This window comes from Bradyrhizobium sp. USDA3516 (assembly GCF_057651995.1).
In genome coordinates, this window is the sequence record NZ_JBYGYN010000004.1 from 110,160 (window position 1) to 135,366 (window position 25,207).

At 64.7% G+C, this 25,207-nt stretch carries 26 protein-coding genes and 1 pseudogene; 12 read left to right on the plus strand and 15 right to left on the minus strand.

Going from position 1 to position 25,207, the window contains the following annotated elements:
* Positions 1-10: 10 nt before the first annotated feature.
* Positions 11-1,306 carry an ergothioneine biosynthesis protein EgtB gene (gene egtB, locus AC24YW_RS14725; protein ID WP_487483419.1) on the minus strand — a complete coding sequence of 432 codons (1,296 nt, stop codon included), beginning with the start codon at positions 1,304-1,306 and terminating at the stop codon, positions 11-13.
* 239 nt (positions 1,307-1,545) lie between these two features.
* Between egtB and grxD the strand changes: the two genes are divergently transcribed.
* From grxD to AC24YW_RS14745, 4 genes and pseudogenes are all read left to right on the plus strand, one after another.
* Positions 1,546-1,872: a Grx4 family monothiol glutaredoxin gene (gene grxD, locus AC24YW_RS14730; RefSeq protein WP_018647423.1), complete on the plus strand. Its 327-nt coding sequence runs from the start codon at positions 1,546-1,548 to the stop codon at positions 1,870-1,872.
* A gap of 3 nt (positions 1,873-1,875) precedes the next feature.
* Complete coding sequence (locus AC24YW_RS14735; protein WP_487483420.1) at positions 1,876-2,430, plus strand: O-acetyl-ADP-ribose deacetylase; 555 nt, start codon at positions 1,876-1,878, stop codon at positions 2,428-2,430.
* 43 nt (positions 2,431-2,473) lie between these two features.
* A pseudogene (locus AC24YW_RS14740) lies at positions 2,474-3,759 on the plus strand (serine hydrolase domain-containing protein).
* Positions 3,740-5,020, plus strand: a complete 1,281-nt coding sequence (locus AC24YW_RS14745) for a serine hydrolase domain-containing protein (protein WP_487483421.1) — start codon at positions 3,740-3,742, stop codon at positions 5,018-5,020. Before AC24YW_RS14740 ends, AC24YW_RS14745 begins: the two are co-directional and overlap by 20 nt.
* Before the next feature lie 63 nt (positions 5,021-5,083).
* Here the strand turns inward: AC24YW_RS14745 and AC24YW_RS14750 are convergent, their stop codons facing one another.
* The 7 genes from AC24YW_RS14750 to murI form a co-directional block, all read right to left on the minus strand.
* Positions 5,084-6,151, minus strand: coding sequence for a threonine aldolase family protein (locus AC24YW_RS14750; protein WP_487483422.1), 1,068 nt, complete (start codon positions 6,149-6,151; stop codon positions 5,084-5,086).
* Between the two features lie 20 nt (positions 6,152-6,171).
* On the minus strand, positions 6,172-6,483 hold the full coding sequence (locus tag AC24YW_RS14755; RefSeq protein WP_487483423.1) for a type II toxin-antitoxin system RelE/ParE family toxin: 312 nt from the start codon (positions 6,481-6,483) through the stop codon (positions 6,172-6,174).
* Positions 6,461-6,676 carry a hypothetical protein gene (locus tag AC24YW_RS14760; protein ID WP_487483424.1) on the minus strand — a complete coding sequence of 72 codons (216 nt, stop codon included), beginning with the start codon at positions 6,674-6,676 and terminating at the stop codon, positions 6,461-6,463. Before AC24YW_RS14760 ends, AC24YW_RS14755 begins: the two co-directional genes overlap by 23 nt.
* A gap of 70 nt (positions 6,677-6,746) precedes the next feature.
* Complete coding sequence (gene rpsD, locus AC24YW_RS14765; protein WP_487483425.1) at positions 6,747-7,364, minus strand: 30S ribosomal protein S4; 618 nt, start codon at positions 7,362-7,364, stop codon at positions 6,747-6,749.
* Between the two features lie 223 nt (positions 7,365-7,587).
* A complete protein-coding gene (locus tag AC24YW_RS14770) occupies positions 7,588-8,355 on the minus strand; it encodes an acyltransferase (RefSeq protein ID WP_487483426.1) in 768 nt (255 codons plus the stop codon).
* 220 nt (positions 8,356-8,575) lie between these two features.
* Positions 8,576-9,349 carry an HpcH/HpaI aldolase family protein gene (locus AC24YW_RS14775; protein WP_487483427.1) on the minus strand — a complete coding sequence of 258 codons (774 nt, stop codon included), beginning with the start codon at positions 9,347-9,349 and terminating at the stop codon, positions 8,576-8,578.
* 60 nt (positions 9,350-9,409) lie between these two features.
* Positions 9,410-10,207: a glutamate racemase gene (gene murI / locus AC24YW_RS14780; RefSeq protein ID WP_487483428.1), complete on the minus strand. Its 798-nt coding sequence runs from the start codon at positions 10,205-10,207 to the stop codon at positions 9,410-9,412.
* 218 nt (positions 10,208-10,425) lie between these two features.
* Between murI and AC24YW_RS14785 the strand changes: the two genes are divergently transcribed.
* The gene (locus AC24YW_RS14785) at positions 10,426-11,067 is read left to right on the plus strand and encodes a glutathione S-transferase family protein (RefSeq protein ID WP_487483429.1); all 642 of its coding nucleotides are present in this window, start codon (positions 10,426-10,428) and stop codon (positions 11,065-11,067) included.
* 10 nt (positions 11,068-11,077) lie between these two features.
* Here AC24YW_RS14785 and AC24YW_RS14790 read toward each other — a convergent pair whose 3' ends face one another.
* Together AC24YW_RS14790 and AC24YW_RS14795 are read right to left on the minus strand one after the other, a co-directional pair.
* On the minus strand, positions 11,078-11,884 hold the full coding sequence (locus AC24YW_RS14790; RefSeq protein ID WP_487483430.1) for a Crp/Fnr family transcriptional regulator: 807 nt from the start codon (positions 11,882-11,884) through the stop codon (positions 11,078-11,080).
* Positions 11,885-12,112: 228 nt separating this feature from the next.
* Entirely contained in the window at positions 12,113-13,192 is a 1,080-nt protein-coding gene (locus tag AC24YW_RS14795; protein WP_487483431.1) for a SecDF P1 head subdomain-containing protein, read from the minus strand.
* A 187-nt stretch (positions 13,193-13,379) separates the two neighbouring features.
* Here AC24YW_RS14795 and AC24YW_RS14800 point away from each other — a divergent pair, with 187 nt between their 5' ends.
* From AC24YW_RS14800 to AC24YW_RS14810, 3 genes are all read left to right on the plus strand, one after another.
* Positions 13,380-13,718: a hypothetical protein gene (locus AC24YW_RS14800; protein WP_487483432.1), complete on the plus strand. Its 339-nt coding sequence runs from the start codon at positions 13,380-13,382 to the stop codon at positions 13,716-13,718.
* A 1-nt stretch (position 13,719) separates the two neighbouring features.
* The gene (locus AC24YW_RS14805) at positions 13,720-14,541 is read left to right on the plus strand and encodes a hypothetical protein (RefSeq protein WP_487483433.1); all 822 of its coding nucleotides are present in this window, start codon (positions 13,720-13,722) and stop codon (positions 14,539-14,541) included.
* 169 nt (positions 14,542-14,710) lie between these two features.
* Positions 14,711-16,618, plus strand: a complete 1,908-nt coding sequence (locus AC24YW_RS14810) for an acyl-CoA synthetase (RefSeq protein WP_487483434.1) — start codon at positions 14,711-14,713, stop codon at positions 16,616-16,618.
* A 20-nt stretch (positions 16,619-16,638) separates the two neighbouring features.
* Here AC24YW_RS14810 and AC24YW_RS14815 read toward each other — a convergent pair whose 3' ends face one another.
* Entirely contained in the window at positions 16,639-17,808 is a 1,170-nt protein-coding gene (locus tag AC24YW_RS14815) for a M20 aminoacylase family protein (RefSeq protein WP_487483435.1), read from the minus strand.
* 127 nt (positions 17,809-17,935) lie between these two features.
* Positions 17,936-19,243: an adenylosuccinate lyase gene (gene purB, locus AC24YW_RS14820; RefSeq protein ID WP_487483436.1), complete on the minus strand. Its 1,308-nt coding sequence runs from the start codon at positions 19,241-19,243 to the stop codon at positions 17,936-17,938.
* Between the two features lie 560 nt (positions 19,244-19,803).
* On the opposite strand from purB, the gene AC24YW_RS14825 reads away from it, so the two are divergent.
* On the plus strand, positions 19,804-20,391 hold the full coding sequence (locus AC24YW_RS14825; RefSeq protein WP_487483437.1) for a TetR/AcrR family transcriptional regulator: 588 nt from the start codon (positions 19,804-19,806) through the stop codon (positions 20,389-20,391).
* Between the two features lie 34 nt (positions 20,392-20,425).
* On the opposite strand, the gene AC24YW_RS14830 is transcribed toward AC24YW_RS14825, so the two are convergent.
* The 3 genes from AC24YW_RS14830 to AC24YW_RS14840 all read right to left on the minus strand — a co-directional run bounded on the left by AC24YW_RS14830 (position 20,426) and on the right by AC24YW_RS14840 (position 22,897).
* Entirely contained in the window at positions 20,426-20,755 is a 330-nt protein-coding gene (locus AC24YW_RS14830) for a hypothetical protein (RefSeq protein ID WP_487483438.1), read from the minus strand.
* Between the two features lie 110 nt (positions 20,756-20,865).
* A complete protein-coding gene (locus tag AC24YW_RS14835; RefSeq protein ID WP_487483439.1) occupies positions 20,866-21,519 on the minus strand; it encodes a response regulator in 654 nt (217 codons plus the stop codon).
* Positions 21,520-21,526: 7 nt separating this feature from the next.
* Positions 21,527-22,897, minus strand: coding sequence for a sensor histidine kinase (locus AC24YW_RS14840; protein ID WP_487483440.1), 1,371 nt, complete (start codon positions 22,895-22,897; stop codon positions 21,527-21,529).
* Between the two features lie 199 nt (positions 22,898-23,096).
* On the opposite strand from AC24YW_RS14840, the gene AC24YW_RS14845 reads away from it, so the two are divergent.
* Genes AC24YW_RS14845 through AC24YW_RS14855 form a run of 3 tightly spaced genes read left to right on the plus strand, consistent with a single transcriptional unit; the run spans position 23,097 to position 25,148 of the window.
* Positions 23,097-23,867, plus strand: a complete 771-nt coding sequence (locus tag AC24YW_RS14845; protein ID WP_487483441.1) for a MotA/TolQ/ExbB proton channel family protein — start codon at positions 23,097-23,099, stop codon at positions 23,865-23,867.
* Positions 23,864-24,550 (plus strand): DUF2135 domain-containing protein, encoded by a 687-nt coding sequence (locus AC24YW_RS14850; RefSeq protein WP_487483442.1) that lies wholly within the window; start codon positions 23,864-23,866, stop codon positions 24,548-24,550. The genes AC24YW_RS14845 and AC24YW_RS14850 overlap by 4 nt, the downstream gene beginning before the upstream one ends.
* Complete coding sequence (locus AC24YW_RS14855; protein WP_487483443.1) at positions 24,543-25,148, plus strand: hypothetical protein; 606 nt, start codon at positions 24,543-24,545, stop codon at positions 25,146-25,148. The genes AC24YW_RS14850 and AC24YW_RS14855 overlap by 8 nt, the downstream gene beginning before the upstream one ends.
* Positions 25,149-25,207: the final 59 nt, after the last annotated feature.

Here is a 25,207-nt window from a genome sequence, read left to right on the forward strand (position 1 = left end):
GTCGGAATTTCTAGTCGTAATCGGCAAGCCGCAGTCCGGTGAACTGCCAGCGGTGGTGCGGATAGAAGAAGTTGCGATAGGTGATACGGCTGTGGCCTTGCGGAGTTGCAAGGGACGAGCCGCGCAGCACCAGCTGGTTGACCATGAACTTGCCGTTGTACTCGCCGAGCGCGCCCTCGACCGCGCGATAGCCGGGGTAGGGCGCATAGGAGCTGCGGGTCCATTGCCAGACGAGGCCGAAGGCGTCGTTGAGCTGGCCGGTGCGCGCCGCAACCTCCCATTCCATCTCGGTCGGCAGGTGTTTGCCGGACCAGCGCGCGAACGCATCCGCTTCGTAATAGCTGACGTGACAGACCGGCGCGTCCGGATCGACCGGCCTGAGGCCGGCGAGCGTCATGACCTGCCAAGCGCCGTCGACCTCGCGCCAATAGCCCGGAGCCTGCCAGTCTTCCTTGCTGGCCGCAGCAAAGCCGTCCATCAGCCACAGGGTTGCGGTCCGGTAGCCGCCATCCTGCATGAAGGCGAGCCACTCGGCATTGGTGACCAGATTGCGGGCGATCCTGACCGGGCCGACCAGGGCGCGGTGCGCCGGCCTCTCGTTGTCGAAATGGAAGCCGTCGTCGACATGGCCGACGGTGTGGATGCCTTCGTTCAGCGCCAGCCACTCATCGCCGCCGCGCGCCGCAGTCGGGAAGCGCCAGTCCGGATCATACGCCGGATAGATCGGGTTCTGCGCAAAGGCATGCAGGATGTCGGTGAACATCAATTCCTGATGCTGCTGCTCGTGATTGAGCCCGACCTCGACCAGCGGCGCCAGGGCCCGGAGCTTGTCCTCGTCGGTCCCTCGGAAGAATTGGACAACGGCTGCATCGACGTACTTGCGATAGGCGCCGACCTCGTCGGCGCTGGGACGGGTGATATCGCCGCGATGATTGCGGGCATGTCGCGGGCCGGCGCTGACGTAATAGGAATTGAACAGGAATGCGAAATCGGGGTGGAAGGGCCGGTAGCCGGGAGCGTGCTCGCCGAGCAGGAATTGCTCCCAGAACCAGGTCGTATGGGCCCGGTGCCATTTGGTCGGGCTGGCATCCGGCATGGACTGGATCTGCTGGTCCTCGGGCGCCAGCGGTGCTGCCCGGCGTTCGGTCTCATTGCGGACAGTCGAGAACGCCGCTTCCAGCCGCTGGGCGAGGTCGTCCTCGCGGGAGGACGGTGACGAACGCAGGGAGGCCGTGGCTGAGGCTTGTTTCGTCACGTTTTTCTCCAGACAGGACAAGAGAACGTTGTTCGCACGACCCGGTTCCATAAACAGGGTTCGTCCTAGATAGGGGCTCCGTTACGGTATGAAAGTCCTCTGCGGCGATGATATTGATGTCATCAGCCTATGGACCCGGCCGGGGTCAACCGGGTCGCCGGGGACCCGTCGCCGCCATTTTACTTTGGATGCACAACGGTTTGGGCTACATATATAGGCAGGTATCGGGTTAAATCGGCTGAGCCGGCCCGAGGCAATTGGTGAGGGCTCTGCCCCAGAAGGACACGGATATGAGCATCGCGGAATTCATCGACAATGAAGTGAAGTCGAACGACGTGGTTCTGTTCATGAAGGGGACGCCGCAATTTCCGCAGTGCGGTTTCTCCGGCCAGGTCGTCCAGATCCTCGACCATATCGGTGTCGGCTATAAGGGCCTCAACGTTCTCGAATCCGCCGAGCTGCGCAACGGCATCAAGGAATATTCGAACTGGCCAACCATTCCGCAGCTCTACGTGAAGGGCGAGTTCATCGGCGGCTGCGACATCGTCCGCGAGATGTTCCAGGCCGGCGAATTGCAGCAGCTCTTCTCCGAGAAGGGCGTCGTCGTCGCGGCCTGAGGCGTGACCGTTCTGACGCGCCGGATTGACGGCGCGGAGCTCGAGGTCATCGTCGCCGATATCACCACGCTCGGCGTTGACGCCATCGTCAACGCCGCGAACACGTCGCTCCTTGGCGGGGGCGGCGTGGATGGCGCGATCCACCGGGCAGCCGGGCCCGAGCTCGTCGCCGAATGCCGCATGCTCCACGGTTGCAAGACGGGCGATGCGAAGATCACCAGGGGCTATCGGCTCAAGGCCGCGCATGTGATCCACACCGTCGGTCCGGTGTGGAATGGCGGCACGCTCGGCGAGGACGATCTGCTCGCCTCCTGCTATCGGCGGTCCATGGAGCTTTGCGGGAAACACAAGCTGACCTCGGTGGCCTTTCCTGCGATTTCGACCGGCGTCTATCGTTTTCCTGCCGACCGTGCCGTCGATATCGCCATGCGCACGACGGTCGAAGGGCTGGCTTTGGCGCCAACCGTCGCTCGCGTCGTGTTCTGCTGCTTCTCCGAGCCGAGCGCCAGGCTTCATGCCGAGGCGCTTGCGCGACAGGGCGGCCCTTGTGCCGATTGAGCTGGTCGGTACACTCCGAGGCGCCATGTTCCGGGGAGGGGATATGATTTCACGATTTGGGCTGCGTGTGCTCGCCTGCGGCGCACTGCTGTCGCTTGCCGCGACGTCGCCGGCGCGCGCGCAGGGCACCTACGAGATTCCGGCCGGCGCGCATTTCAACCAGGAGAAGCTCGGCAGGATCACCGAGTTCTTCAAGAACGAGGTCGCGACCGGCAAGATCGCCGGTGCAAACGTGCTGATCCAGCAGCATGGCAAGCCGGTCTACCACGAAGTCTTCGGCGTGCAGGACGTGGTCAGCAAGGCCCCGATCACCGACAAGACCATCTTCCGCCTGTCTTCGCTAACCAAGGTGATCACCTCCGTTGTGGCGATGCAATTGATCCAGGACGGAAAGATCAAGCTCGACGATCCCGTTTCGAAATACATTCCCTCCTTTGCAAATGTGAAGGTCGGTGAGGAGAAGAAGGCCGAGGACGGCACCAAGTCGCTCGAGCTGGTACCACTGGCCCGGCCCATTACCATTCTCGATCTGATGCGCCATACCTCCGGGATCACCTACGGTTTCTACGGCGACAGTCTGGTTCGCAAGGCCTATCGCGACGCTAACATCTACGCGGGCGAATTCGATCTCGCCGAGTTCGCCGAGCGGATCGCCAAGCTGCCGCTGCACAATCAACCCGGCGCGCTCTGGCAGTATGGCCATTCCACTGACATTCTGGCGCGGATCATGGAATCGTGTCCGGAAAAACATTGTTCGAACTCGAGAAGGAGAAGCTGCTCGATCCGCTCGGTATGACCGATACAGGCTTCTTCGTCACCGAACCGGAGAGGCTGAAACGGCTCGCCCAGCCACTGCCGAACGACAGCAATTTCCGGGTCGGCCGCGAGTACAGGACCGAGGTTCGCCAGAAGTGGGAATCCGCCAGCGGCGGCATGGTTTCGACCATGGCGGACTTTTCCCGCTTTGCGCAGATGCTGGTCAATGGAGGAACGTTCGAGGGCAAGACCTATCTCAGCCCGCAGACGTTTGAGCTGATGGCATCGGACCATGCCGGCAAGGACTCCGGCGTTGAGCGGGACTACTTCTATTTTCCCGGTGACGGTTTTGGCATGGGACTTGGGTTTGCCGTGCGCACCGATCCGGGTAATGCCAAACCTCCGCCGCCCGGCGATCTCGGGGAATTGAAATGGGACGGCGCCAGCGGTTGCTATTTGGTGGTTGATCGCAAGCAGGACATGTTCTTCCTGCTGCTGGAGCAGACCCCGAGCGAGCGCCAGCGCGTGCAGCGAACTTTGAAGCAGCTGGTTTATGAAGCCATGGAGAAGTGACATCAACGGGCGCCGCGCGCTGTTCGCGGCGGTCGTCCTTTTGTTCGGCGCCGTAAATGCGTGGGCGGGCTCAGAGAGCCGCGCGCACAGCTTCACGCCCGAGGGCCTCGCAAGAGTCTCCGACTACATCAGGAACGAGATCGCGACCGGCAAATTTCCGGGAGCGATTCTGCTGCTCCAGCAACACGGCAAGCCGGTCTACTGCGAGAATTTCGGCGTCCGCGACGTCGCGACCCAACTTTCGATGAGCACGGATACGATCTTCCGCCTCTATTCGATGACCAAGCCGATCACCTCGGTGCTGGCGATGATGCTGGTCGAGGAGGGCAAGCTTGCGCTCGGCGATCCCGTCTCGAAATACATTCCGGCCTTTGCCGGCATGAGGGTCGGCGTCGAGAAGAAGGCCGAGGACAACAAGGTCTCGCTGGAGCTGGAGCCGCTCAAACGCCCGGTGACGATCGAGGATTTGATGCGGCATACCGCCGGGATCCCTTACGGCTATTATGGCGGGGACCTGGTGAACAAGCTCTATGCCGACGCCGGATTGTTCGACAGGAATTCGACCAATGCCGAATTCGTCGCCAAGATCACCGCGCTGCCGCTCGCCGAACAGCCCGGCACGATCTGGGATTACGGCCACTCCACCGACGTGCTGGGTCGCATCATCGAGGTGATCTCGGGGACATCGCTGTTCGAGTTCGCGAAGACGCGGCTGCTCGACCCGCTCGGGATGAAGGACACGGCGTTTGACGTCACCGATCCCGCCAAATGGCCGCGTATCGCCGAGCCGATGCCGCAGGATCGGGCGATCAGCCCGGTGACGCAGGTTCGCGATATCAGGAAGCCGCTGCGATGGGAGTCGGGCGGCGGCGGCCTCGTCGGCACGGTCGGCGACTATGCGCGCTTCTCGCAAATGCTGCTCAACGGCGGCACGCTTGAAGGTCGACGCTATTTGAAGCCGGAAACCATCGCCTTGATGACGAGGGATCATATCGGTCCCGAAACGGGCGTCGAGCGCGACAAGAACTACTATCCGGGTGAGACCAGCGGCTACGGCCTCGGCTTCGCCGTGCGCATCGCGGTGCCGCCGGGCACGAACTGGCCGCTTGGCGAATATCGCTGGGACGGCGTCGGCGGCACCTTCTTCTTCATCGATCCCGAAGACGATCTGTTCGGAATCTTCATGGTGCAGACGCCGTCGCAGCGCGGCCGGATCCAGCGCGAGCTGAAGACGCTGATCTATCAGGCGATGGGGCGGTAGACTCTCGTTTTGACGCGTTTTCTCGACGCGAACCGGTATCCACTTCGTTCGAAAACGCTCTGATTACGCGCTGCGGACGATCTCGCGCACGTATCCGATGGTCTCCTCGATCTGGCTCGCATTGACGTCCAGATGGGTGCAGGCACGGATGCGGCCGTCCATCATCGCGAGCGTCACGCCGCGTTGACGGAGGGCTGAGACCATCTTGTCGCCGGGAATGCCGGCGCCGTCGGGCTTGAAGAACACGAGATTGGTCTCGGGTTCCTGCACCTCGATGCCCGAGATCTGCGACAGGCCGCGGGCCAGCGCGCGCGCATGGGCATGGTCGTCGGCCAGGCGCTCGACGTGGTGGTCGAGCGCGTAGATGCAGGCTGCGGCGCAGATGCCGGCCTGCCGCATCGAGCCGCCGAGCCGCTGCTTCCACTGCCAGACCGCGTCGATGAATTCGCGCGAGCCTGCGAGTACGCCGCCGATCGGTGCGCCCAGGCCCTTGGAGAAGTCGATCCAGGCCGAATCCCAGCCTGCGGTCATGTCGCGCGGCGGGATACCGCTCGCGACGGTGGCGTTGAGCAGGCGCGCACCGTCCATATGGGTGACGAGGCCATGCTGCCTGGCGATCGCGACGATCTCGTCGAGCACCGGCTTCTTCCAGATCGTGCCGCCGCCAATATTGGCGGTCTGCTCGACACTGACGACGGTCTGCGGCGGCTGGTAGCGCGTGCGCGGATGCAGCGCCTTGCGAAGAGTCTCCGGCGTGAACTGGCCATCGGGTCCCTTGAGCTGGGTGACCTGGAAGCCGCCGATCGCGGCATGCGCACCGCCTTCGCGCGCGATGATATGCGCGGTCTCATGGGCGAGGATCTCGTCGCCGGGGCGGCAATGCACCAGCGTCGCGGTGACGTTGCACATCGTGCCGGAGGGCATGTAGACCGCAGCCTCCTTGCCGAGCAGATCGGCCACGCGTTCGCACAGGGCGTTCACGGTCGGATCGTCGCCGACCTGCTCGTCGCCGACCTCCGCCCGCGCCATCGCCTCGCGCATGCCTGCCGTCGGCTTGGTCTGCGTGTCCGAGAGCAGATTGATGCGCACCGGCGGCGCCTTGGGATCGATCGGGGGAGGGGTGTAGAGCATGGCTGGTCTCGTCATTTCGGCTAGTCGAAGAGTTGCGGTCTGATGTCCTGCGCGCCGTGAAGAATGGCACGGATTTCGATGTGGTCGGGTTGCACCGTGTAGAAAATGAGATGGGATTGGAAGCGGAAACGCCGGTAGCCGGCTGCGACCTCGTCAACCTGCTGGCCGATCAGCGGAAAGTCGGCGAGAAGTCCGAAGGAGCGTATCAGACCAGCGTAGTAGGCTTCAGCCTGATATTTGCCGAACCTGCTCTCGGTAAAGTCGTAGATGTCGATCAGATCGGCTCGGGTGCGCTCCGACAGCCGGTACTCAGCCATGGCGGCGTTGAGCAACGCGTTGACGCGCGGAAGCGAGAATGTCGTCGGGCGAGTCCGAGGTGAAATTGTTGCAATCGGGTTGCGCGAACAGAGCTTGATATCGGCGAATCTGCTCGTCGCGGGGCAACTTGGCCCATGCCTCAAGCTCCGCCTCGGACGGCGTTGCCGATGGGGTGATATTGGCGAGCTGGTCGGTCGTCTGGGACATCGAGAGCACCATACCACAACAAAAAGGCCCCGGAAACCGGGGCCTTTGAATGTCGATCTGCCGAAACTTATCAGCGCGAATAGAATTCGACGACCAGATGCGGCTCCATCTGCACCGGGAACGGCACGTCGGAGAGGTTGGGGATGCGGGCGTATTTCGCGGTCATCTTGCCGTGGTCGACTTCGAGATAGTCCGGGACCTCGCGCTCGGGAAGCTGGCTGGCTTCGAGCACGTGGGCGAGCTGCTTGGAGGCTTCCTTGACCTCGACCACGTCGCCGACTTTGAGCTGATAGCTCGAGATGTTGACCTTGCGGCCGTTCACCTTGACGTGGCCGTGGTTGATGAACTGGCGGGCGGCGAAGATCGTGGAGACGAACTTGGCGCGGTACACGACCGCGTCGAGACGACGCTCCAGCAGGCCGATCAGGTTCTCGCCGGTGTCACCCTTGAGGCGGCTCGCCTCGACATAGATGCCGTGGAACTGGCGCTCGCTGATGTTGGCGTAATAGCCCTTCAGCTTCTGCTTGGCGCGCAGCTGCACGCCGAAGTCGGAGAGCTTGCCCTTGCGGCGCTGGCCGTGCTGGCCGGGGCCGTACTCGCGGCGATTGACGGGGCTCTTCGGGCGGCCCCAGATGTTCTGGCCCATACGGCGATCGATCTTGTACTTCGCCTCACTGCGCTTAGTCATCGCGTCCTCTTCAGGTCATGGTTTGAGGAAACGCGCCCTCCTGTGTGACGGGATGATCCCGGCACCGACAGGTCCGATCCCCAAAGCTCAGAGGGAGCGGACCACGGGTCGCGAAACGCTTCGCGGGCCGAAACCGGCCCGCGAGCAGGCGGCTTTTAGGGGAGTTTGGGGTTGGCTGTCAATTCTTTAGCCCGTCATTCCGGGGCGTGCGACGACGGTATTCTCATGTCCTGACCGCCCGGACCGGTTTTGACCCCGCCGCACGCAATTCGGCAGCAATTTCAGTGTTCAGGACTTGTTCCAGCCGGGTCAGGACCCTCGCGATCGGGGCGGCGTCGGTGACGCGGTGGTCCCAGCGGATCACGACATGAATGGTCTGATCCGGCTCGACCAGCCCATAGCTCAGGACAAAGGGGCCCGGCGTGATCGGGTGGAGCTCGCCGCCGCCATAGGCAGCCACCGAGCTCACCCCGAAGCTGCCGAACCAATTTCCGCGCTGACGGCCGAAATTGAGGCCGAAAGCCCAGGACAGGCGCCGCAACGGCAGCGGCAAGCGAGTCGCCCGCATGATTTTGCGGAACATCGGGACGTCCTCGATCGGAGCCGTCTTGCCGCGTCGGATTTCCGCATCGACGGCAGCCAGCGAAAGGTCCTCGGGACCTGCGATCCGCTGCGGCAGAACGCATTCCTCGCCATCGTCGACCCGCGCGATCGCGACCGTCGCCACGCTCTTGGGCAGCTCATAGAGGGCCGGCCAGGGCCATTTCACGTAAACCGTGCGCAGAATCGGCTCGTCCTTTGCAACCAGGGCAAAAGCCTTGACGAACATCGCGGCCCAGCCGGCGGGTGCGATTGCGTCCGCGCGGGCCTCCAGCAGGGGGCGGATATGGAGCGAACGGGCCAGCGAAACGAAAGGTACGCCCATCGAGGCGTGCATGAGGTCGCAGATCAGTCGGCGCCGCAGCGAAATGGTCTTGGGCGTCCCGCGCATTTGTCTCCGGTTCCAAATCAAAAGATCAAAAAATGTGCAGCGAGCGGGCCCGCCCGCTCGCTCTAGCACGAACCAACCCGCTTGGGACCAGTCGGTTCGCCGCAGGAGGCATCGCTAAAGACGAACCCCCTTTAGACCAAAAAATATTCTATTTTCAATTACTTACATCTTGAATGGGCGATCGTGCCCGGCCGGTCCGGCAACGCGTCAATCGGCTTGTTCAGCGCCTGACCCCCTCGTAGGCCGCCATGATGCCGCGCTGGAACAGCGACCAGTCGAAGCCCAGCGCGATCGCGCGGTAGCCGCGGTCGATCAGCGCATTGGCTTGGTCGGCGGTGCGCGCCACCCCGCCGATCGGTACGCCGCTCTTGAGGATGCCGGCCTCGGCGCGCGCGATCAGGTCCAGCAATTGCGGATCGTCCATCTGGCCGCGCTTGTTGATGGAGGTGGCGAGATCGCCGGGACCGATCACCGCGACGTCGATACCGGGCGTTGCCATGATCTCGTCGATGCGATCGACCGCATCGACGTGCTCGATCGTGATCATGCAGATCATCTCGTCGTCGGCCGAGGCCATGTAATCAGGCATCGACTGGCCCCAGCGGAACGGCGCGTGGAAGGGACCCCAGAGCCGATCGCCGCGCGGCGGGTAGCGCACGCTGCGGACGGCTTTCTCGGCATCCGCGCGGCTCGTGATCATCGGGAAGTTGATGCCGAAGGCACCGATGTCCATCGGCGCCTTTGCGAGCCACGGCTCGTTCGCGGCGATCCGCACCAGGGGCGTGCACGGCGTGCCCGTGGTCGCGGCGATCATCGCGTGTGCTTCGGTCAGTCCGATCGGTCCATGTTCGAGATCGACGATGATCCAGTCCAGCGAGCGCGCCATGATCTGCACCATCTGCACGCTCGGGATGGTCGCGATCGCACCGAAGGCGGGGCGCCCCTCGCGCCACAATTGACGGAGGCGGTTGAGTGGCGTGGACGGTACCGACATGGAAAACCCGCGGGACGATGGCGACGGCGAAGCCTAGCAGCGCGCCGCCAGGGCGCAAGCTCAGGCGACTGCGCGCCCGCCGAAGAACGGCGTCAGCGTGGCCGAAAGGCCATGCACGCGGTTCGATGTAAAAATCATCCTGGCGCCGGACTGCGCGATGCCGCCGGTCTGCGGGCCGAGCAGGTCGGAGACGCGGCGGGCGATCGCGGGCGCCGGATCGATCCAGTCGACTGGCCAGGGCGCGAGCTTCTTCATCCGGTCGAGCAGCAGCGGAAAATGCGTGCAGGCGAGCACCACGGTGTCGGTGCGCGCGCTCGCATCCGAGGCGTCGCCGACGAAGCAGGGAGCGAGCTCGGCGAGGATGGCTTCGTCGCTGATCGGAGCCCCGCTGAGCTCCGCTTCGGCCAGTGAAGCGAGCTCGGGCGAGCCGACCAGCGTCACCTCGCAACCTTGCGCGAAATCGCGGATCAGCGCCTTGGTGTACTCTCGCTTCACCGTGCCCTTGGTGCCGAGCACCGAGACGCGGCGGGTCCTGGACTGCGCGCAGGCCGGCTTGATCGCCGGCACCGTACCGACGAAGGCGACCGAATAGACGGCGCGCAAGTGAGACAGCACCAGGGTGGACGCCGTGTTGCAGGCGATGACGACGAGGTCTGGATGGTGCCGGCCGATCAGTTCCCCCATCAGCGGCACGACGCGGGCGATGATCTCGTCCTCGCTGTGATGGCCATAGGGGAAGAAGGCATCGTCGGCGACGTAGACGTAATGCGCGTCGGGCCGCGCCGCCACGACCTCGCGGAGCACCGTGAGCCCGCCAAGGCCGGAATCGAATACCAGGATCGTCGGAGGATTGGTCACGTCGCCACCCTAGCCCGGCATGGTTACCATTCGGTTTTTAGGGCGATTTTGCGGCGTGGGGCTGGGATCGCAGTCGGAACGCCGAATTTCCGGCTTATGCGATATTCGCCGTCGGGTTGGCCGAAGCGGCAAGGAGGCGTCCGCTCGCAGGTTGACAGCCCGCCCAAGCCGCGGAACAAGGCGGCGTTTCGCCGTCAGGCGATCTCAGGAAAAGCAATATGCTCACAGTCCACCATCTCGGCAAATCGCAATCCGAACGCATTGTCTGGCTCTGCGAGGAGCTCGAAATTCCTTATGAGATGAAGCGCTACACGCGCGATGCCACGACCATGCTGGCGCCGGCCGAGTACAAGGCGCTGCATCCGGCCGGCACGGCGCCGGTCATCACCGACGGCGAGGTGGTGCTTGCGGAATCCGGTGCCGTCGTCGACTACATCGTTGCAAAATACGGCAACGGCCGGCTCGTGCTCGGTCCCAATGATCCCGCCTTCGCGCAATTTCTGTATTGGCTTCATTTCGCCAACGGCACGTTGCAGCCCGGCATGGGGCGGATGATGATCCTGAGCCGGCTCGATCTCGCCAAGGACAACCCGACCCTGCTCGCCATGAGGGGACGCCTCGACCGCGCCTACGATCTTCTCGACGCGCGGCTACGCGAGTCCGAATATCTGGCGGGCAGCGCCTTCACCACGGCCGACATCATGACGGTGTTCTCGCTGACCACGATGCGCTATTTCCACCCCTATGATCTCGCGCGCTGCCAGAACGTGGTGAAATATCTCAGCCGCATCGGTGCCCGTCCGGCATACCGTCGCGCGATGGAGAAGGGCGATCCGGGCATGGCGCTGCTCTTGAGCTGAGCGGGGGCGCTCACGCGATCCTGTTCGTGGTGGCCGCGCGCTCGCTTGCCAGCTGCTTCTGCAGGCGGTCGATGTTTTGCAGCAGGCGCTGGCTGGTCAGCACCAGGAAGTAATAGCCGAACTGCGGATCCTGGAAGTAGATCTCGAGCAGCCGGTCATAGGTGATGGTCAGCACCTGGCCGTCCTCGATGCATTCGACCGTTCCCGTGCGCCGGTTGTCCGGCGTGAGGAAGCCGAGCTCGCCCATCAGCGCTCCGGGCAGGATCTCGACGTTGATTTCCTTGACCAGGAACTTGCCGGTGACGGTGAGGAACATTTCGTTGGCTGGGTCGCGCATCTTGAAGAGGATGTCGCCGCGCCGATATTTGCGCTCGGTCATGAACGGCTTGAGCCATTCGATCGACATGTCGCCTTCGGCCGCATGGCGCGCCTTCTTGACCAGCTTGAGCATCTGCCGCAGGCGCAGGGCGTTAATCGGAAGCATCAGGAGATAGAGCAGGAACGTGGCGACGTTGGCAGAGAGAGCGCCGAAGAGAGCGAAGAACGCGCAGCCGATCATGTTGGCGACGCGCAGAGGGACCATCGTCCGCATCAAGAGGGTGGCGACGAAGAAGACCGCCCCGACCACGGCGAACAGATTGGCGAGCGTGATATTGTGGACGAAGATCTCCAGGAGCCGGTTGAAGATCGCCTCGTAGGTGACGCTGTCGGGATCGAGGCCCATCTGGACCAGGATTTTCGCGATCCTGAGGTTGTCCGTGGCCGCTTCGAGGATGCGGTCGAGGATCGACGAAATGTCTGCGCTGCCGGACGGCATGGTACTAACCCCACGTAAGGCATTCAGTCCTGGTCGGCACCCGTATAGCCGAAATCGAATGACGACCGCTTGAATGACGCTTCCGGCCATCGTGCCGCAAGGGGCAAATTTTAGCCTGATCGAGCGTTTCGGCAATTGCCCGTTGGTTGCGCGTCTGGCCGCGGGCAGCCGTGATTCGGGCCAGCCGTGCGGGCTTGGGCGTCGCGGAGGGGCCGAAGCGACCTTCGTTTACGGCTTGGCGGCGGGTTGCACGACCCGCTGCTCGACGAGGCCAAGGCGCCCCGGCAGCGAGCCGGCGCGCAGCAGCATGGCGATGCTGTTGGCCTCTTCCAGGGTGAAGTTGCCGGAAATCTGGCCGGAGCCGCCGGTGATGGGCTCCCGGATCACGGGAGCGGAGATCACCTCGTCGTCGAGCACGATGGCGAAGGGCTTTCCGACGTTCTCTGCCGTGATATGGGCAAAGCGCCGCGTGCCGCGGCCGTTGAAGCGGAACGAGGCGATCGGCTCCTTGCTGTCGCCGATCAATCCCGGGCCGGCATAGCTGATGTCGCCGCCCTCGAGCGCGCTGTCCTTGGCGACGAGATAAGGGAGCTTGTCCTTGAAGCCGAGCAGGACTTCCGTGCCCGCCGGCGGCGTGCCCGATTGCGCCTGCTCCGCGGACATCGAGAGGTCGATCAGGCGGAAGCCGACCTTGACCTTCCTGGCGAAGATCGCGGTGATCTGCTCGGGCTCCATCAATCCGGGCAGGAAGATGCGGATGCGGTCTATCCCCTCGGGCTGGACGCTGGCGAGTTTGATGCCGGCGTCCTTGAGGCGCTGCTCGATCATGGCGATGGAATCTTCGACGAGATCGCGCAGCCGCGCGGCGGATGCGGCATCGGTCGGCGCGAGCCTGAGCAGCCCGTCGCCGGCGTCGGTGACGTTGAGCGCGCGCGTGGGCAACCCCTCCGCCGCCGCGGCGAGCTTGCGCGTGAGCTGTTCGCGGCCCTTGGCGTCAGCGATCTTCACCTCGACGCCGCCGTCGCGGATCGCAAGTCCGGAGAACGCGATGCGGCCCTCGCGCAGGATCTTGTAGACGTCGTCGCGCAGATCCGTGACGACCGCCTCCCGCAAGGCATCGGTGTCCACCCTGTAGACGATCCGCGATCCGCCCAGCTTCTCCATCTTGTCGGCAATGAAGGCCGCGACCTTGACGCGCGCCTTGTCGAGCTGGCTGTCGGCAAGCGCGGCACCGGGCAGGGCGATCGCCAGGGCGAGGCCCAGCGCGACAGCGAGCGGTCTGGTTCGATTCTGCAGCGACGTGGTCATGTCGTTCTCGCGTGCCATGGCAGGGAAGCGCCTCATCCTTGGTTCGCGCGTCGTAGGGCGAGGTTCACTGTCTCTCGCGGGGGAAATCAAAGTTGTTGTTTTCAAACGGTTTATGTGCGTAACCGGGATACAACATAGCGTAACCGGGATACATATGTTAAGCTCGCTTAGCCGAGAGAGACAGCCGATGAGCCCTGTGAGCAAACGCGTTAGGAAATACCGCAGCCAAGGCGGCGCAGCCGACCTCGTACGTGTCGAAGTCCTAGTTCCGCCGGCTGCACGCGATGACGTGCTGGCGCTCGCCTCGCGTATGCGCGCTGAGCATCGGCTGACCAAAGAACTGCAATCCCTGCTCGACAATGCACTTCGTCTCTACGGATCGCGCATTCTCGACAATGTCGATCTCGATCGGCTTCCCGATCTGCGGTCCCGTGCCGCCGTCGCTGCGCGCGCCATGATCGAGCGTGGCGATGCGCGGGCCTTTGCGATGGGCAGGAAGATCCTCGACCGCGCGACGGAGAGCTGAAATGGCCCTGAGCAGATTGCAGAGCGACATTCTGAGACTTCTCGCCAAAAACCGCTCGGACAGCAGCTATCTTGCCGGCGGCCTGATGCTCAACAAGGACTGGCAGCGACGATCGGACGACATCGACATCTTTCACGACACCGACGAAGAGGTAACCGAAAGCGCAAAGGCCGATCTTGCCATCCTCGATGCCGCCGGCTTCAAGACGCATCGCGACTTCATCATCTATGGCTGCGTCGATGCGACCATTTCGCGCGATTCCGAAACGACGATCGTTCAATGGTTTGCCGAGACCCGGCTTCGGTTCTTTCCTCTCGTGAAGGACGAGCAATGGGGGGCGCGGCTCCATCAGGCAGACCTCGGCGTCAACAAGGTGCTCGCGGCTGCGGGCCGCTCGAAGGCGCGTGATATCGCCGACCTCGTCGCAATCGGACGCGACTATTGCCCGCTCGGACCGCTCGTGCTTGCAGCGGCCGGCAAGCCGCCCAATTTCTCGCCGCGGCGAACCATTGACGAAATCCGCAGGCACGCGTTGTCGATTCCGGCTGAGGAGTTTGCCGCCGTGAAAGGGCTGCCGATTGAATGGACGACGGCCTTCATTCGCGACGAGGCGCTTCGTTTGATCGAAGCCGCGGACAGTTACGTAATGAGCGCACCGCCCGCATTGACGGGACTGCTCGCCGTCAACAAAGCGGGCCTTCCGATCGAGATATCGGATTCAAATCGTGCGGATGCAATCATGCGCCAGGCGACTGCCGAGCCCGAGGTGATGCCGGCTCCCGCTGACTTCAACGCGGTCGGCTGGTCGCGGGACCGTACCTAGATCGGTGCTTAGCTGACGTCTTTCCGCGCGAGCCGGTTCTCCGGCCATGGACGAACGGCAAATCATCCACCATTGTATGTGCGGCCGGCCATCGGCCGAGGTTCCGCCGAACCAAACTGTCACAAGATACGGCGGCGGGGACATGCATCTGAGGGAGGACGGAATTTTCATGGCGGGCATCCACGCGCTCGATCGGTTGATCGGCAACGACTATCCGGAATTGCTCACGGACGAGGAGGTCCGGGCCTTCGAGCAGGTCCCCTACGCCGACCGCGTCGCGGCCGAGAGCACCTATGGCGCCATCAGGCTTGGTGCCGAGCGCAATCCGGACGGGGCGGCGCTCCAGTTCCTGCAAAATGCCGATCCCGCCGACACGCCTTTGGTCGTCACGCACCGCGATTTCATCGCGCGCGTCACCCAGGCCGCCAACATGTTTCACGCGCTCGGCGCCGAGAAGGGCGACGTCATCAGCTTCATGCTGCCCTTGGTGCCGGATGCGTTCGTCACGCTGTTCGGCGCCGAGGCCGCCGGCATCGCCAATCCCGTCAATCCGCTGCTCGAGCCGCACCAGATCGCCGAAATCCTGGAGGCCGCGAACACCAAGATCCTGGTGGCGCTCGGGCCGATGCCGGGCACCGACATCTGGCAGAAGGTCGAGCAGATCCGCCCGCAGCTGAAGCATCTGAAAGCCATCGTGCAGGTGTTCGGCGGCGGCGATCCGCCCAATGGCATCTTCGCCTTCAGCGACCTGATCAAGCAGCAGCCGTCGGATCGGCTCGTCAGCGGACGCCAAATTCGCGGCAGCGACATCGCCGCCTATTTCCACACCGGCGGCACCACGGGTACGCCCAAGCTGGTGCGGCATACCCATGCCAACCAAGTCTATCAGGCCTGGGCACTCAATCTTTTGTTGAAGGGCAAGCCCGGCGCCAACCTGCTGTTCGGCATGCCGCTGTTTCATGTCGGTGGATCGCTGACACAGGTGCTGACGACGCTGTCGGGCGGAGGCTCGCTGGTCGTGCTGTCGCCGAGCGGCTGGCGCAACCCGAACGCGGTGAAGAACATCTGGCAGCTGGTCGAGCGCTTCAAGCCCGAAGCTCTGTCGAGCGTGCCGACCGTGCTCGCCGCGACCCTCGGGGTGCCGCCGGGGAATGCGGATATATCGAGCCTGAAATATGCGGCCGGCGGCGGCTCGGCGATTCCGGTCGCGGTCGGCTCGGCGATTCAGGAGAAGTTGAAGCTGCCGGTGGTCGAGGTCTACGGCATGACCGAGACCTCCAGCGTCCACACGCTCGCCTATCCGGGCCGGCCGATCCGGCTCGGCTCGGTCGGCCTTCCCATGCCCTATGCGCGGGTGCGCATCGTGCAGCTCGACGCCGACGGCCGTCTGATCCGCGACTGCAAGCCGGACGAGATCGGTGTCGTCATTATGGCCGGGCCCGGCGTGTTCGGCGGCTATCTCAACGACGAGCACAACAAGGGTGCCTTCATCGACGGGGTCTGGGTCAATTCCGGCGATCTCGGCCGGCTCGATGCCGACGGTTATCTGTGGATCACCGGCCGCGCCAAGGATCTCGTGATCCGCGGCGGCCACAACATCGATCCGGCGCCGATCGAGGAGATCATGTTCCGCCATCCCGCCGTCGGCTTCGCCGCGGTGGTCGGCCAGCCCGACGCTTACGCCGGCGAACTGCCGGTAGGCTACGTGCAGCTCAAGCCCGGCGCAAAGGTCGAGCCGGGCGAGCTCGAAGCCTGGGTGCGCGAGCGCACGCCGGAGCGCGCCGCCGTTCCGGTGCAGGTCATCCCGATCGATCCAATGCCGGTGACGGGCGTCGGCAAGGTGTTCAAGCCGCAGCTGCGCTGGGACGCGGCGCAGCGCGTGTTCACCAAGGTGCTGGCGCCGCTGGTCGAGCGCGGCATCGACTGCAAGGTGAAGGTCGGTCCGCACGGCAGCCACGGCTCGATCGCGACCGTGACGCTGACGGGCCTGCCGGCGGACCAGCGCGAAGCGGTGGAGAGCGAGGTGCACGCACTGCTTGCACCCTTCGTGATGCGCCACGAGGTCGTGCAGGCGTAAGTCGGGCGGCGATTTGTTTCTTACGCCGGCATCCGCGTTTCGACCAGGCGCGCCCAGAACGAGGCGCCGTGGCCCAGAATGTTGTCGTTGAAGACGTAGGCCGGGTGGTGGCATTCGTTGCCGTCGCCCATGCCGACCAGCACCATCGCGCCGGGACGCGCCTCCAGCATGAACGAGAAGTCTTCGGCGCCCATCATCGGGACGAACTTGTCGTTGACCCGATCGGCGCCGACGATGTCGCGGGCGACGTCGGCGGCAAGGCCGGCCTCGCGGGCATGGTTCATCGTCACCGGATACATCCGCGTGTATTTCGTTTCGGCCGAGCCGCCATAGGCGCGGGCGATGCTGTCGGCGACTTCGCCGATGCGGCGTTCGACGAGATCGCGCACTTCGGGGTCGAGCGTGCGCACCGTGCCGGCGAGCTCGGCGACCTCCGGGATGATGTTGAAGGCGGTGCCGGAGTGGAATTGCGTGATCGAGATCACCGCCGATTTCAGCGGATCGACGTTGCGCGCCACGATCGATTGCAACGCGTTCACGATCTGCGAACCGATCAGCACGCTGTCAACCGATTTGTGCGGACCGGCGCCGGCGTGGCCACCCTTGCCGCGGACGGTGATCTGGATGTTGTCGGAGGAGGCGAGCATCGGCCCCGGCGTGGTGGCGAAATGACCCTCGGGCAGGTTGGGCATGTTGTGCATGCCGTAGACCTCCTGGATGTTCCAGCGCGTCATCAGCCCGTCCTCGACCATGGCCTTGCCGCCGCCGCCGCCTTCCTCGGCGGGCTGGAATATCATCACGGCCGTGCCGTCGAAATTGCGCGTCTCGGCGAGATATTTGGCCGCGCCCAGCAGCATCGCGGTGTGGCCGTCATGGCCGCAGGCGTGCATCTTGCCCGGGACCTTTGAGGCATAAGGCACGCCCGACGTCTCCATAATCGGCAGCGCGTCCATGTCGGCGCGCAGGCCGATGGTCTTGCCGGAGGCCGACTTGCGGCCGCGGATCACGCCGACCACGCCGGTGCGGCCGATGCCCGTCACTACCTCGTCGCAGCCGAACTCGCGCAAGCGGTCGGCGACGATGCCGGCGGTGCGGTGGACGTCGTATTGCAGCTCGGGGTTCTCGTGGAAGTCATGGCGCCAGGCGGCCATTTCGTCGGAGAGGGCGGCGACACGGTTGACGATGGGCATGAGATGATCCGTTTCTTGTGGGGCTCTTGTCATTCCGGGACGGTGCGCAGCATCGGACCCGGAATCTGGAGATTGTAGCGCGAGATTCCGGGTTCACGCTTCGCGCGCCCCGGAATGACACCAGTAGTCAGCTCTCCCCGAACACGCGCTTGAAGATCGTGTCGACGTGCTTGAGGTGATAGCCGAGGTCGAACTGCTCCTCGATCTCGGCGTCGGTGAGATATGTCTTCACCTCGGCATCCTTCTTCAGCAGTTGAAGGAAGTCGCCTTCGCCGCGCCAGACCGGCATGGCGTTGCGCTGCACGAGCTTGTAGGCGTCCTCGCGGCTGGCGCCCTTCTGGGTCAGCGCCAGCAGCACACGCTGCGAATGCACGAGGCCGCCGAGGCGGTCGAGGTTCTTCTGCATGTTGGCGGGATAGACCAGCAGCTTGTCGATCAGGCCGGCGAGGCGCACCAGTGCGAAGTCGAGCGTCACGGTGGCGTCCGGGCCCATCATGCGCTCGGCCGAGGAGTGCGAGATGTCGCGCTCGTGCCAGAGCACGACGTTCTCCAGTGCCGGCGTCACATAGGCGCGCACCATGCGGGAGAGGCCGGTGAGATTCTCGGACAGCACCGGGTTGCGCTTGTGCGGCATCGCGGAGGAGCCCTTCTGTCCCTCCGAGAAGAACTCTTCGGCCTCCAGCACCTCGGTGCGCTGCATGTGACGGATTTCCACGGCGATGCGCTCGATCGAGGAGGCGATCACGCCGAGGGTGGAGAAATACATCGCGTGGCGGTCGCGCGGGATCACCTGGGTCGAGATCGGCTCGGGGACGAGGCCCATGGCGTTGGCGACATGCTCTTCGACGCGCGGGTCGATCTGCGCGAAGGTGCCGACGGCGCCGGAGATGGCGCAGGTCGCGACCTCCTTGCGCGCCGCAATCAGACGTTCCTTGGCACGCGTGAACTCGGCATAGGCGTAAGCGAGCTTGAGGCCGAAGGTCACGGGCTCGGCATGGATGCCGTGGCTGCGTCCGATGGTCGGCGTCATCTTGTGCTCGAAGGCGCGCTTCTTGAGCGCGGCCAGCACCTTGTCGAGGTCGGCGAGCAGCAGGTCGGCGGCGCGGGTGAGCTGGACGTTGAGGCAGGTATCGAGCACGTCCGAGGAGGTCATGCCCTGGTGCACGAAGCGGGCCTCGGGGCCGACGATCTCGGCGAGGTGGGTGAGGAAGGCGATGACGTCGTGCTTGGTCTCGCGCTCGATCTCGTCGATGCGGGCGACGTCGAAGACGGCGTCCTTGGCCTTGGCCCAGACCGTCCGGGCAGCCTCCTTGGGGATGGTTCCGAGCTCGGCAAGCGCGTCCGCCGCATGCGCCTCGATCTCGAACCAGATCTTGAACCGGGTCTGCGGCTCCCAGATCGAGGCCATTTCGGGGCGGGTGTAGCGGGGGATCATGGGCGGCTCCAGGAAGGTGGGCGGGCGACCCTCAACGGCGGCGCCGGCCAAATGCTTTTTACGCCGTGATGTAACAGAGCGGGCAGGGCGAAACAAACGATCCAGGCCCCGGAACGCGGGGGATCGCCGAGCTTTCCACCGGACTGCCGGCCGAAATGGCGGGACCCGGCCGCAGATATTAACTGTCATTCACGGATCATTGACTGACAGATATTGAAATCTGTCAGTGAGACGTGTATATCCGTCTCGGACGCTCCGATTGGGCGTCCCGCGGCTACCCCCGGAGAGCCTCGATATCCGAAACAAATGCGGATTGAGGGCCGAAATTGAAGAGAGGGGACCGCGGACGAATGGAGACTTAGACAATGACGACCGAAATCCTCAATTTGACCGGCGTGATTGGGCATTGGCTCAATTTGCTGGTGGCGCGCCAGATCGCGGCGCAGGCTGCAAAACTGCCGCATTAAGGCATAGGCTTTCCGAAACGACCGGCCAGGGCGCTTCGGAAGCAGCCCTGGTGCCGGAGTGAACTGAGCCCTGAATGGGAACATGGTGCTGGCATGAATGAAGCAGTTGTCTTGACGCCGGAGCGGATCCTCGAAGTCACCGAGGACGTGCTCAGGCGTTACGGACTCGCCAAGGCCACCGTGGTCGACGTTGCCCGCGCGCTCGATGTGAGCCACGGCAGCGTCTACCGCCATTTCCCCAGCAAGGCCTCGCTGCGCGAGGCCGTTGCCAAGCGCTGGCTGGACCGCATCGACGCCCCGCTGCTGGCGATCGCCAGGGAGCAGGGGCCGGCGCCCGGCAGGCTCGACCGCTGGCTGCGCACGCTGTTCGCGGCCAAGCGTTCGCGCGTGCTCGACGACCCCGAGATGTTCGAGACTTATCTGACCTTGGCACGCGAGGCCTGCGCGGCGGTCAAATGCCACAAGGACACCATGATCGACCAGATCGCAGCGATCCTGACCGACGGCGTGCAGCAGGGCGAGTTCGCCGTGGGTGACGTCAAGGTGACCGCGCGCGCGATCTTCGATGCGACCGTCCGCTTTCACCATCCGGCCCATGCCGAGGAATGGAAGGACGCCGATCTCCCCGCGCGCCTCGATGCGACGCTGGCGCTGCTGCTGCGTGGGCTGAAGGCGGCTTAGGGCCGCAGAACCCCTTCAGCCCCGGTGCTGTCAATCAACCTCGCGTTTTTTCGAGAGCGGCGCCGTCGCGGGACGAGGGCGCCGATGCCGAATGTCTTCGCGTGTGCAAGGCGGGATCGGACGATGGCACGACCGGCGGACTATCCGGATAGGCGTTGACCGCGATTTCGACGGCGTCCTTCGACCGCCTTCGAAGCCGATAGAATGTCAGCTCCTGATCGAACATCGGGCAGCGAAAATGGACGATGGCGGTGTCGGGCAGGCGGCAAAGTTCGTCGATGAGTTCGCCTACGGTGATGATCGGGGGATGGTCGACTGCCTTGGGGTTTGCTTTAAGGTTTGCCTTGGGGTGACCCTTACTCATGACCCTTTACTCCTTCTCTGCCGTACTAACCGGCGCCGGATCGGAACCGTTCCAATTTCGTTCGGCAGATTGAGGACCGCGAGGGATGAGGCCGTGCGGCAGCTGTGCTGCTAGATCCTCGTCAGCCCGCAGGTCGCGGCGAGCCGCACCAGCTGCGCATCGGTGCGCGCGCCCGTCTTCGACTTGATCAGGTAGTGATAGTTCTGCACGGTCTTGACGCTGAGATTGAGGCGCGCCGCGATCTCTTCGGTGGTGGCGCCGCCGGCGAACTGGCGCAAAATCTCGATCTCGCGCTCACCGAGCTGATCCAGCACCGAGCCGGTCGGCGACAGGCTGTCCTCCGCCAGCACGTGCGCGATGTCGTCACTCATGGCGCGCTCGCCGCGGGCGACGCTACGGATGGCGTTCACGACCGCGGACGGCTCGCTGCTCTTGGTGACGAAGCCGGAGGCGCCGGCGCCGAAGGCCGACTTCACCAGCACGGCCTCGTTGTGCATGGTGAAGACGAGAATGCGCGCTCGCGGGCTGCGGGCGCGAATGTTGCGGATCGCCTCCAGCCCGCTCGCGCCGGGCATCGAGATATCGAGTACCACCACGTCGGGGTCATGCGCCTTGAACGCGCCGTAGGCGTCGGCGGCGTTGTCGGCTTCCGCCACCACATGCAGATCGCCCTGGCTCTCCAGCACGCGCCGATAGCCTTGCCGCACGATCGGATGGTCGTCGACCAGCAGCACGGAGATGCCTGTTGCCGCAACCTCGCTCATGCCCGCCTCACGCCGCGAGCGGGATGGTCGCGGCAACGCTGAGGCCGCCGCGGGCGGGCAGGATCGACAGCGATCCGCCGGCCGCCGTGACGCGCTCGCGGATACCGGTGAGGCCGAAGCCGGCCGATTGCGCGACGCGCTCGGCGTCGCCGCCGCCATCGTCCTCGACGCGGATCAGCAGCGCATCGTCCTCGCCGGCGCGCCGCTCGACGCGGAGCGAGATCTCGCGCGCTGCACTGTGGCGCAGCGCGTTGGTCAGGCATTCCTGCGCCACCCGATAGGCCGTGGTGGCGGCCGGGCCGCTGATGTCGGTGAGGTCGCCCCTGAGATCGAGCTGGATCGCCGGCCGCGCCGTGCTGTGCGAGCGCCAGCTGTCGACGAGATTGACGAGGCTCGCCTCAAGCCCGAGCTCCTCCGGCAGCGGATTGCGCAGCCGGTTCAGCGCGTCGCGCAGCGAGGCCATCAGATGGTGCGTCGCCTGCGAGATCATGCGCGCGTCCTGCGCGATCCCATCATCCTTGTGCTGCTTCGTGCTCGCCGTCTCGATCGTGTTGGCGAAGGCGAGAATGGCGGACAGATTCTGCCCGAACTCGTCGTGCAGCTCGCGGGCGAGCGCGCGGCGCTCGTCGTCGCGGATCTCGATCAGGCGGCGCGTCAGCGCGGCGCGCTGCTCGGTTGCTTCCTCCAGCCGGCCGCCGAGCTCGCCGACGGCGCTGCCGATCATCGCCAGCTCCATCGAGCGGAAGCGCGGCAGCCTGGTGCGGTACTGACCCCGCGCCATGCGCTGAAGCGCGGTGACGATCGCGCGCGCCGGCGCCAGCGCGTGCGCGATGGCGAGCGAAGCGAGCAGGGCGATCGCCGCCGCCATCAGCAGCGCGACGTCGATGACGTTGAGGATATAGTCCCAGGCGAGCGCGATCGCGGCGGTCGCGTCGGGCGTTGCAACGACGGTGCCGGCGGCAGCAGCGCGGGGACTGACGGGCCGTACCACCTCGGCGTGGCTGCCGAGGAAGGTCGGCACGATGGCGGCGAACCAGCGCGGCGGCGTCTTGCCCAGCCCCTCGCTCTGGCCGCAGAGCGGCTTCTCGAAGGCCGCCGCGGGCTGGAACTCGACGCAGACGCCGGGCGAGATCAGCTTCATCGTCTCCAGCGTGCGCCAGTCCGGAACCGGCAGGAGATGCTCGCGCGCCCTGCTGCTGCGCAACAGCAGCTCGCGCCAATACAGCGCCTGAAGCGCCTGCGCGACCCGCTGCGCCGAGGCCGCCGTCGCCCGGTCGACGCTGCGATAGGCGTCGAACGTGGCCCATACGGTCGCGGCTCCCAGGCACAGCGCGACGATCAGGAGCAGGCGGGCTACAAGCTGAAGCACGAGGCGCATGCGATCACCCCCGACGTTTGCTAAGGTCAACCTAACAACGCCGCCGCGCCTTGCCAATCGCAGGGAAGGCCGGGATTGCAGCTCGGGCAAATTTCCCAAGCCGGATTGGGCATGGGTCTTTGGACCTGAAACGGCGGCTTTGATCTAATCGGTGAGGACAATTTGCAGGCCGGTGCCTGCAAGCCAGGAGCGGTGCAGCATGAGTTCGATGACGATTGGACCAATCGCGAGCCAGGCTGCCGATCCATCCGAGCGCAGCGCCTTGCTGTTCTGGATGATTTTCACCGGACTTTCGATCTTCGCCGTGGTGCTGCTGTGGCGCTTCGGCCTGATCCACCTGATGCTGACCTCGGACCGCACCTACATCTCGAGCGTGATCGCATTGCTTTATGTCGTCACCTGCGGCCATTGCTTCCTGCGGACGCGGGCGATCGCGCGAGAGGGGGCGGCGGCGCGGCGCTGCCGCGCGGTGCTGTCGGCAGCCGGCGGCAGCAAGGCGCTGGATGCGGGCGCCGCGGCGCTGCCGCGCGGCCTGGTGCGCGACCACATCGAAAGCCTGGTGACCAAGGCCGCCGCGCAGGACTATCGCCCGGTCGATCAGACGCTGCTGCTGCGGACGCTCGCCGACCGCCTGCGCGGCTCCAACGGGTTCGGGGCCTTCGTCTCGGATACGCTGATGAAGCTCGGCCTGCTCGGCACCATCATCGGCTTCATCATCATGCTGGCGCCGATCGCGGGGCTGGACGCCGCCGACAAGGTCGCGATGCGCTCCTCGATGGGCTTGATGAGCGACGGCATGGCGGTCGCGATGTACACGACGCTGGCCGGCCTCGTCGGCTCGATCCTGGTCCGCATCCAGTATTACATGCTCGACGCCGCGACGCAGCTTGTGTTCTCGGATGCGGTGGTGCTGACCGAGACCTATGTGACGCCGGTGCTGGAGCGCAAGGGTTCAGGTGCGCCGTCATGATGGATGATTTCGGCCTCTATCCGCGCGAGGAGCCGTTCGATCCCTTGGGCGTGATGCTGTTCAAGGCGCTCCAGGTGATCGCGTTCCTGTTCTTCCTGGCGCTGCTCGCGGTCTCCCCCGACGCCAAGGAGGGCAAGATCGACTCCAAGGCGGAGTTCATGATTACGCTGGACTGGCCCGACAACCACCCCGACGATCTCGACCTGTTCGTGCAGGATCCCGCCGGCAACATCGCCTGGTATCGCCACCGCGAGGCCGGCTTCCTCACGCTCGACCGCGACGACCGCGGCGGGGCCAACAATTTCATCATCGTCAACGGCCAGAAGATCGCCTCGCCGATCCGCGAGGAGATCGTCACCGTGCGCGGCATCCTCGCCGGCGAGTACACCGTCAACGTCTCGCATTTCGTCGCCACCACCGGCGAGCCTGTGACGGCAAATGTGAAGGTGCAGAAGCTCAATCCGACCGCGCAGGTGATCTTCGACAACAAGTTCACGCTCGACCACACCGGCGACGAGAAGACTGCGGTCCGATTCCGGATTGATGTGGAAGGCAAGGTCGTCGATGTCGATCAGCGGCCGAAATCGCTGCTGGAGACGTTCCGCAGCAGCTGGCGCAACGGCGGCGATCTCGACCCCAGAACCGGCGTGAGCAAGAACGCGACGAGGGTCCGCCGTGACTAGCCTGCAAACGGTCATCCTGACGCTGTCGGTCGCTTATGCCGTCATCGGCGCGCTGCTGCTGGTCGTTCTGGTCTATGCGCGTCTGCACTGGTCGCTGAAGGCGGTCGCCGTGGTCGTGACCAGCACCTTCTACATCGTCAGCTTCACCGAAATGCGCGGCCTGCTCGGCTGGGCCAGCACGGACCGGCTGCCGGCCACGTTCAAGCTCCTGAAGGCCCGCATCGTCGAGCCGCATTCGCTTCAGGGCGATCCCGGCTCGATCTACCTCTGGGTCGAGGCGCTGGACGAGGACAATCGCCCGAGCGGCATCCCGCGCGCCTTTCGCGTGCCGTACAATGACCGGCTGGCCGACAAGACCCACGCCGCGGAGAACGAGATCGCGGCCGGTCATCCGCAAGGAGGGCGCGCGGCGGATTTTGGCGGCGGCGATGGCAGCCTGATCGACCTGGTCCGGGAATATGTGACGCCGAAGACCATCCTGGAGACCAGCGGCGGCGATTCCTCGACCGGCGAGTTCACTGCCCCGCCCGCCGGCGCGGAAGGCGCCGTGTTCACCCCGCTGCCGCCGCCCCGGATGCCGCCAAAGGACGAGCAATAGGCCCTTCACCATCACCGCAGAGCAGCGCTGGCAAACGGCCCAGTGCTGGCGCATCCTGT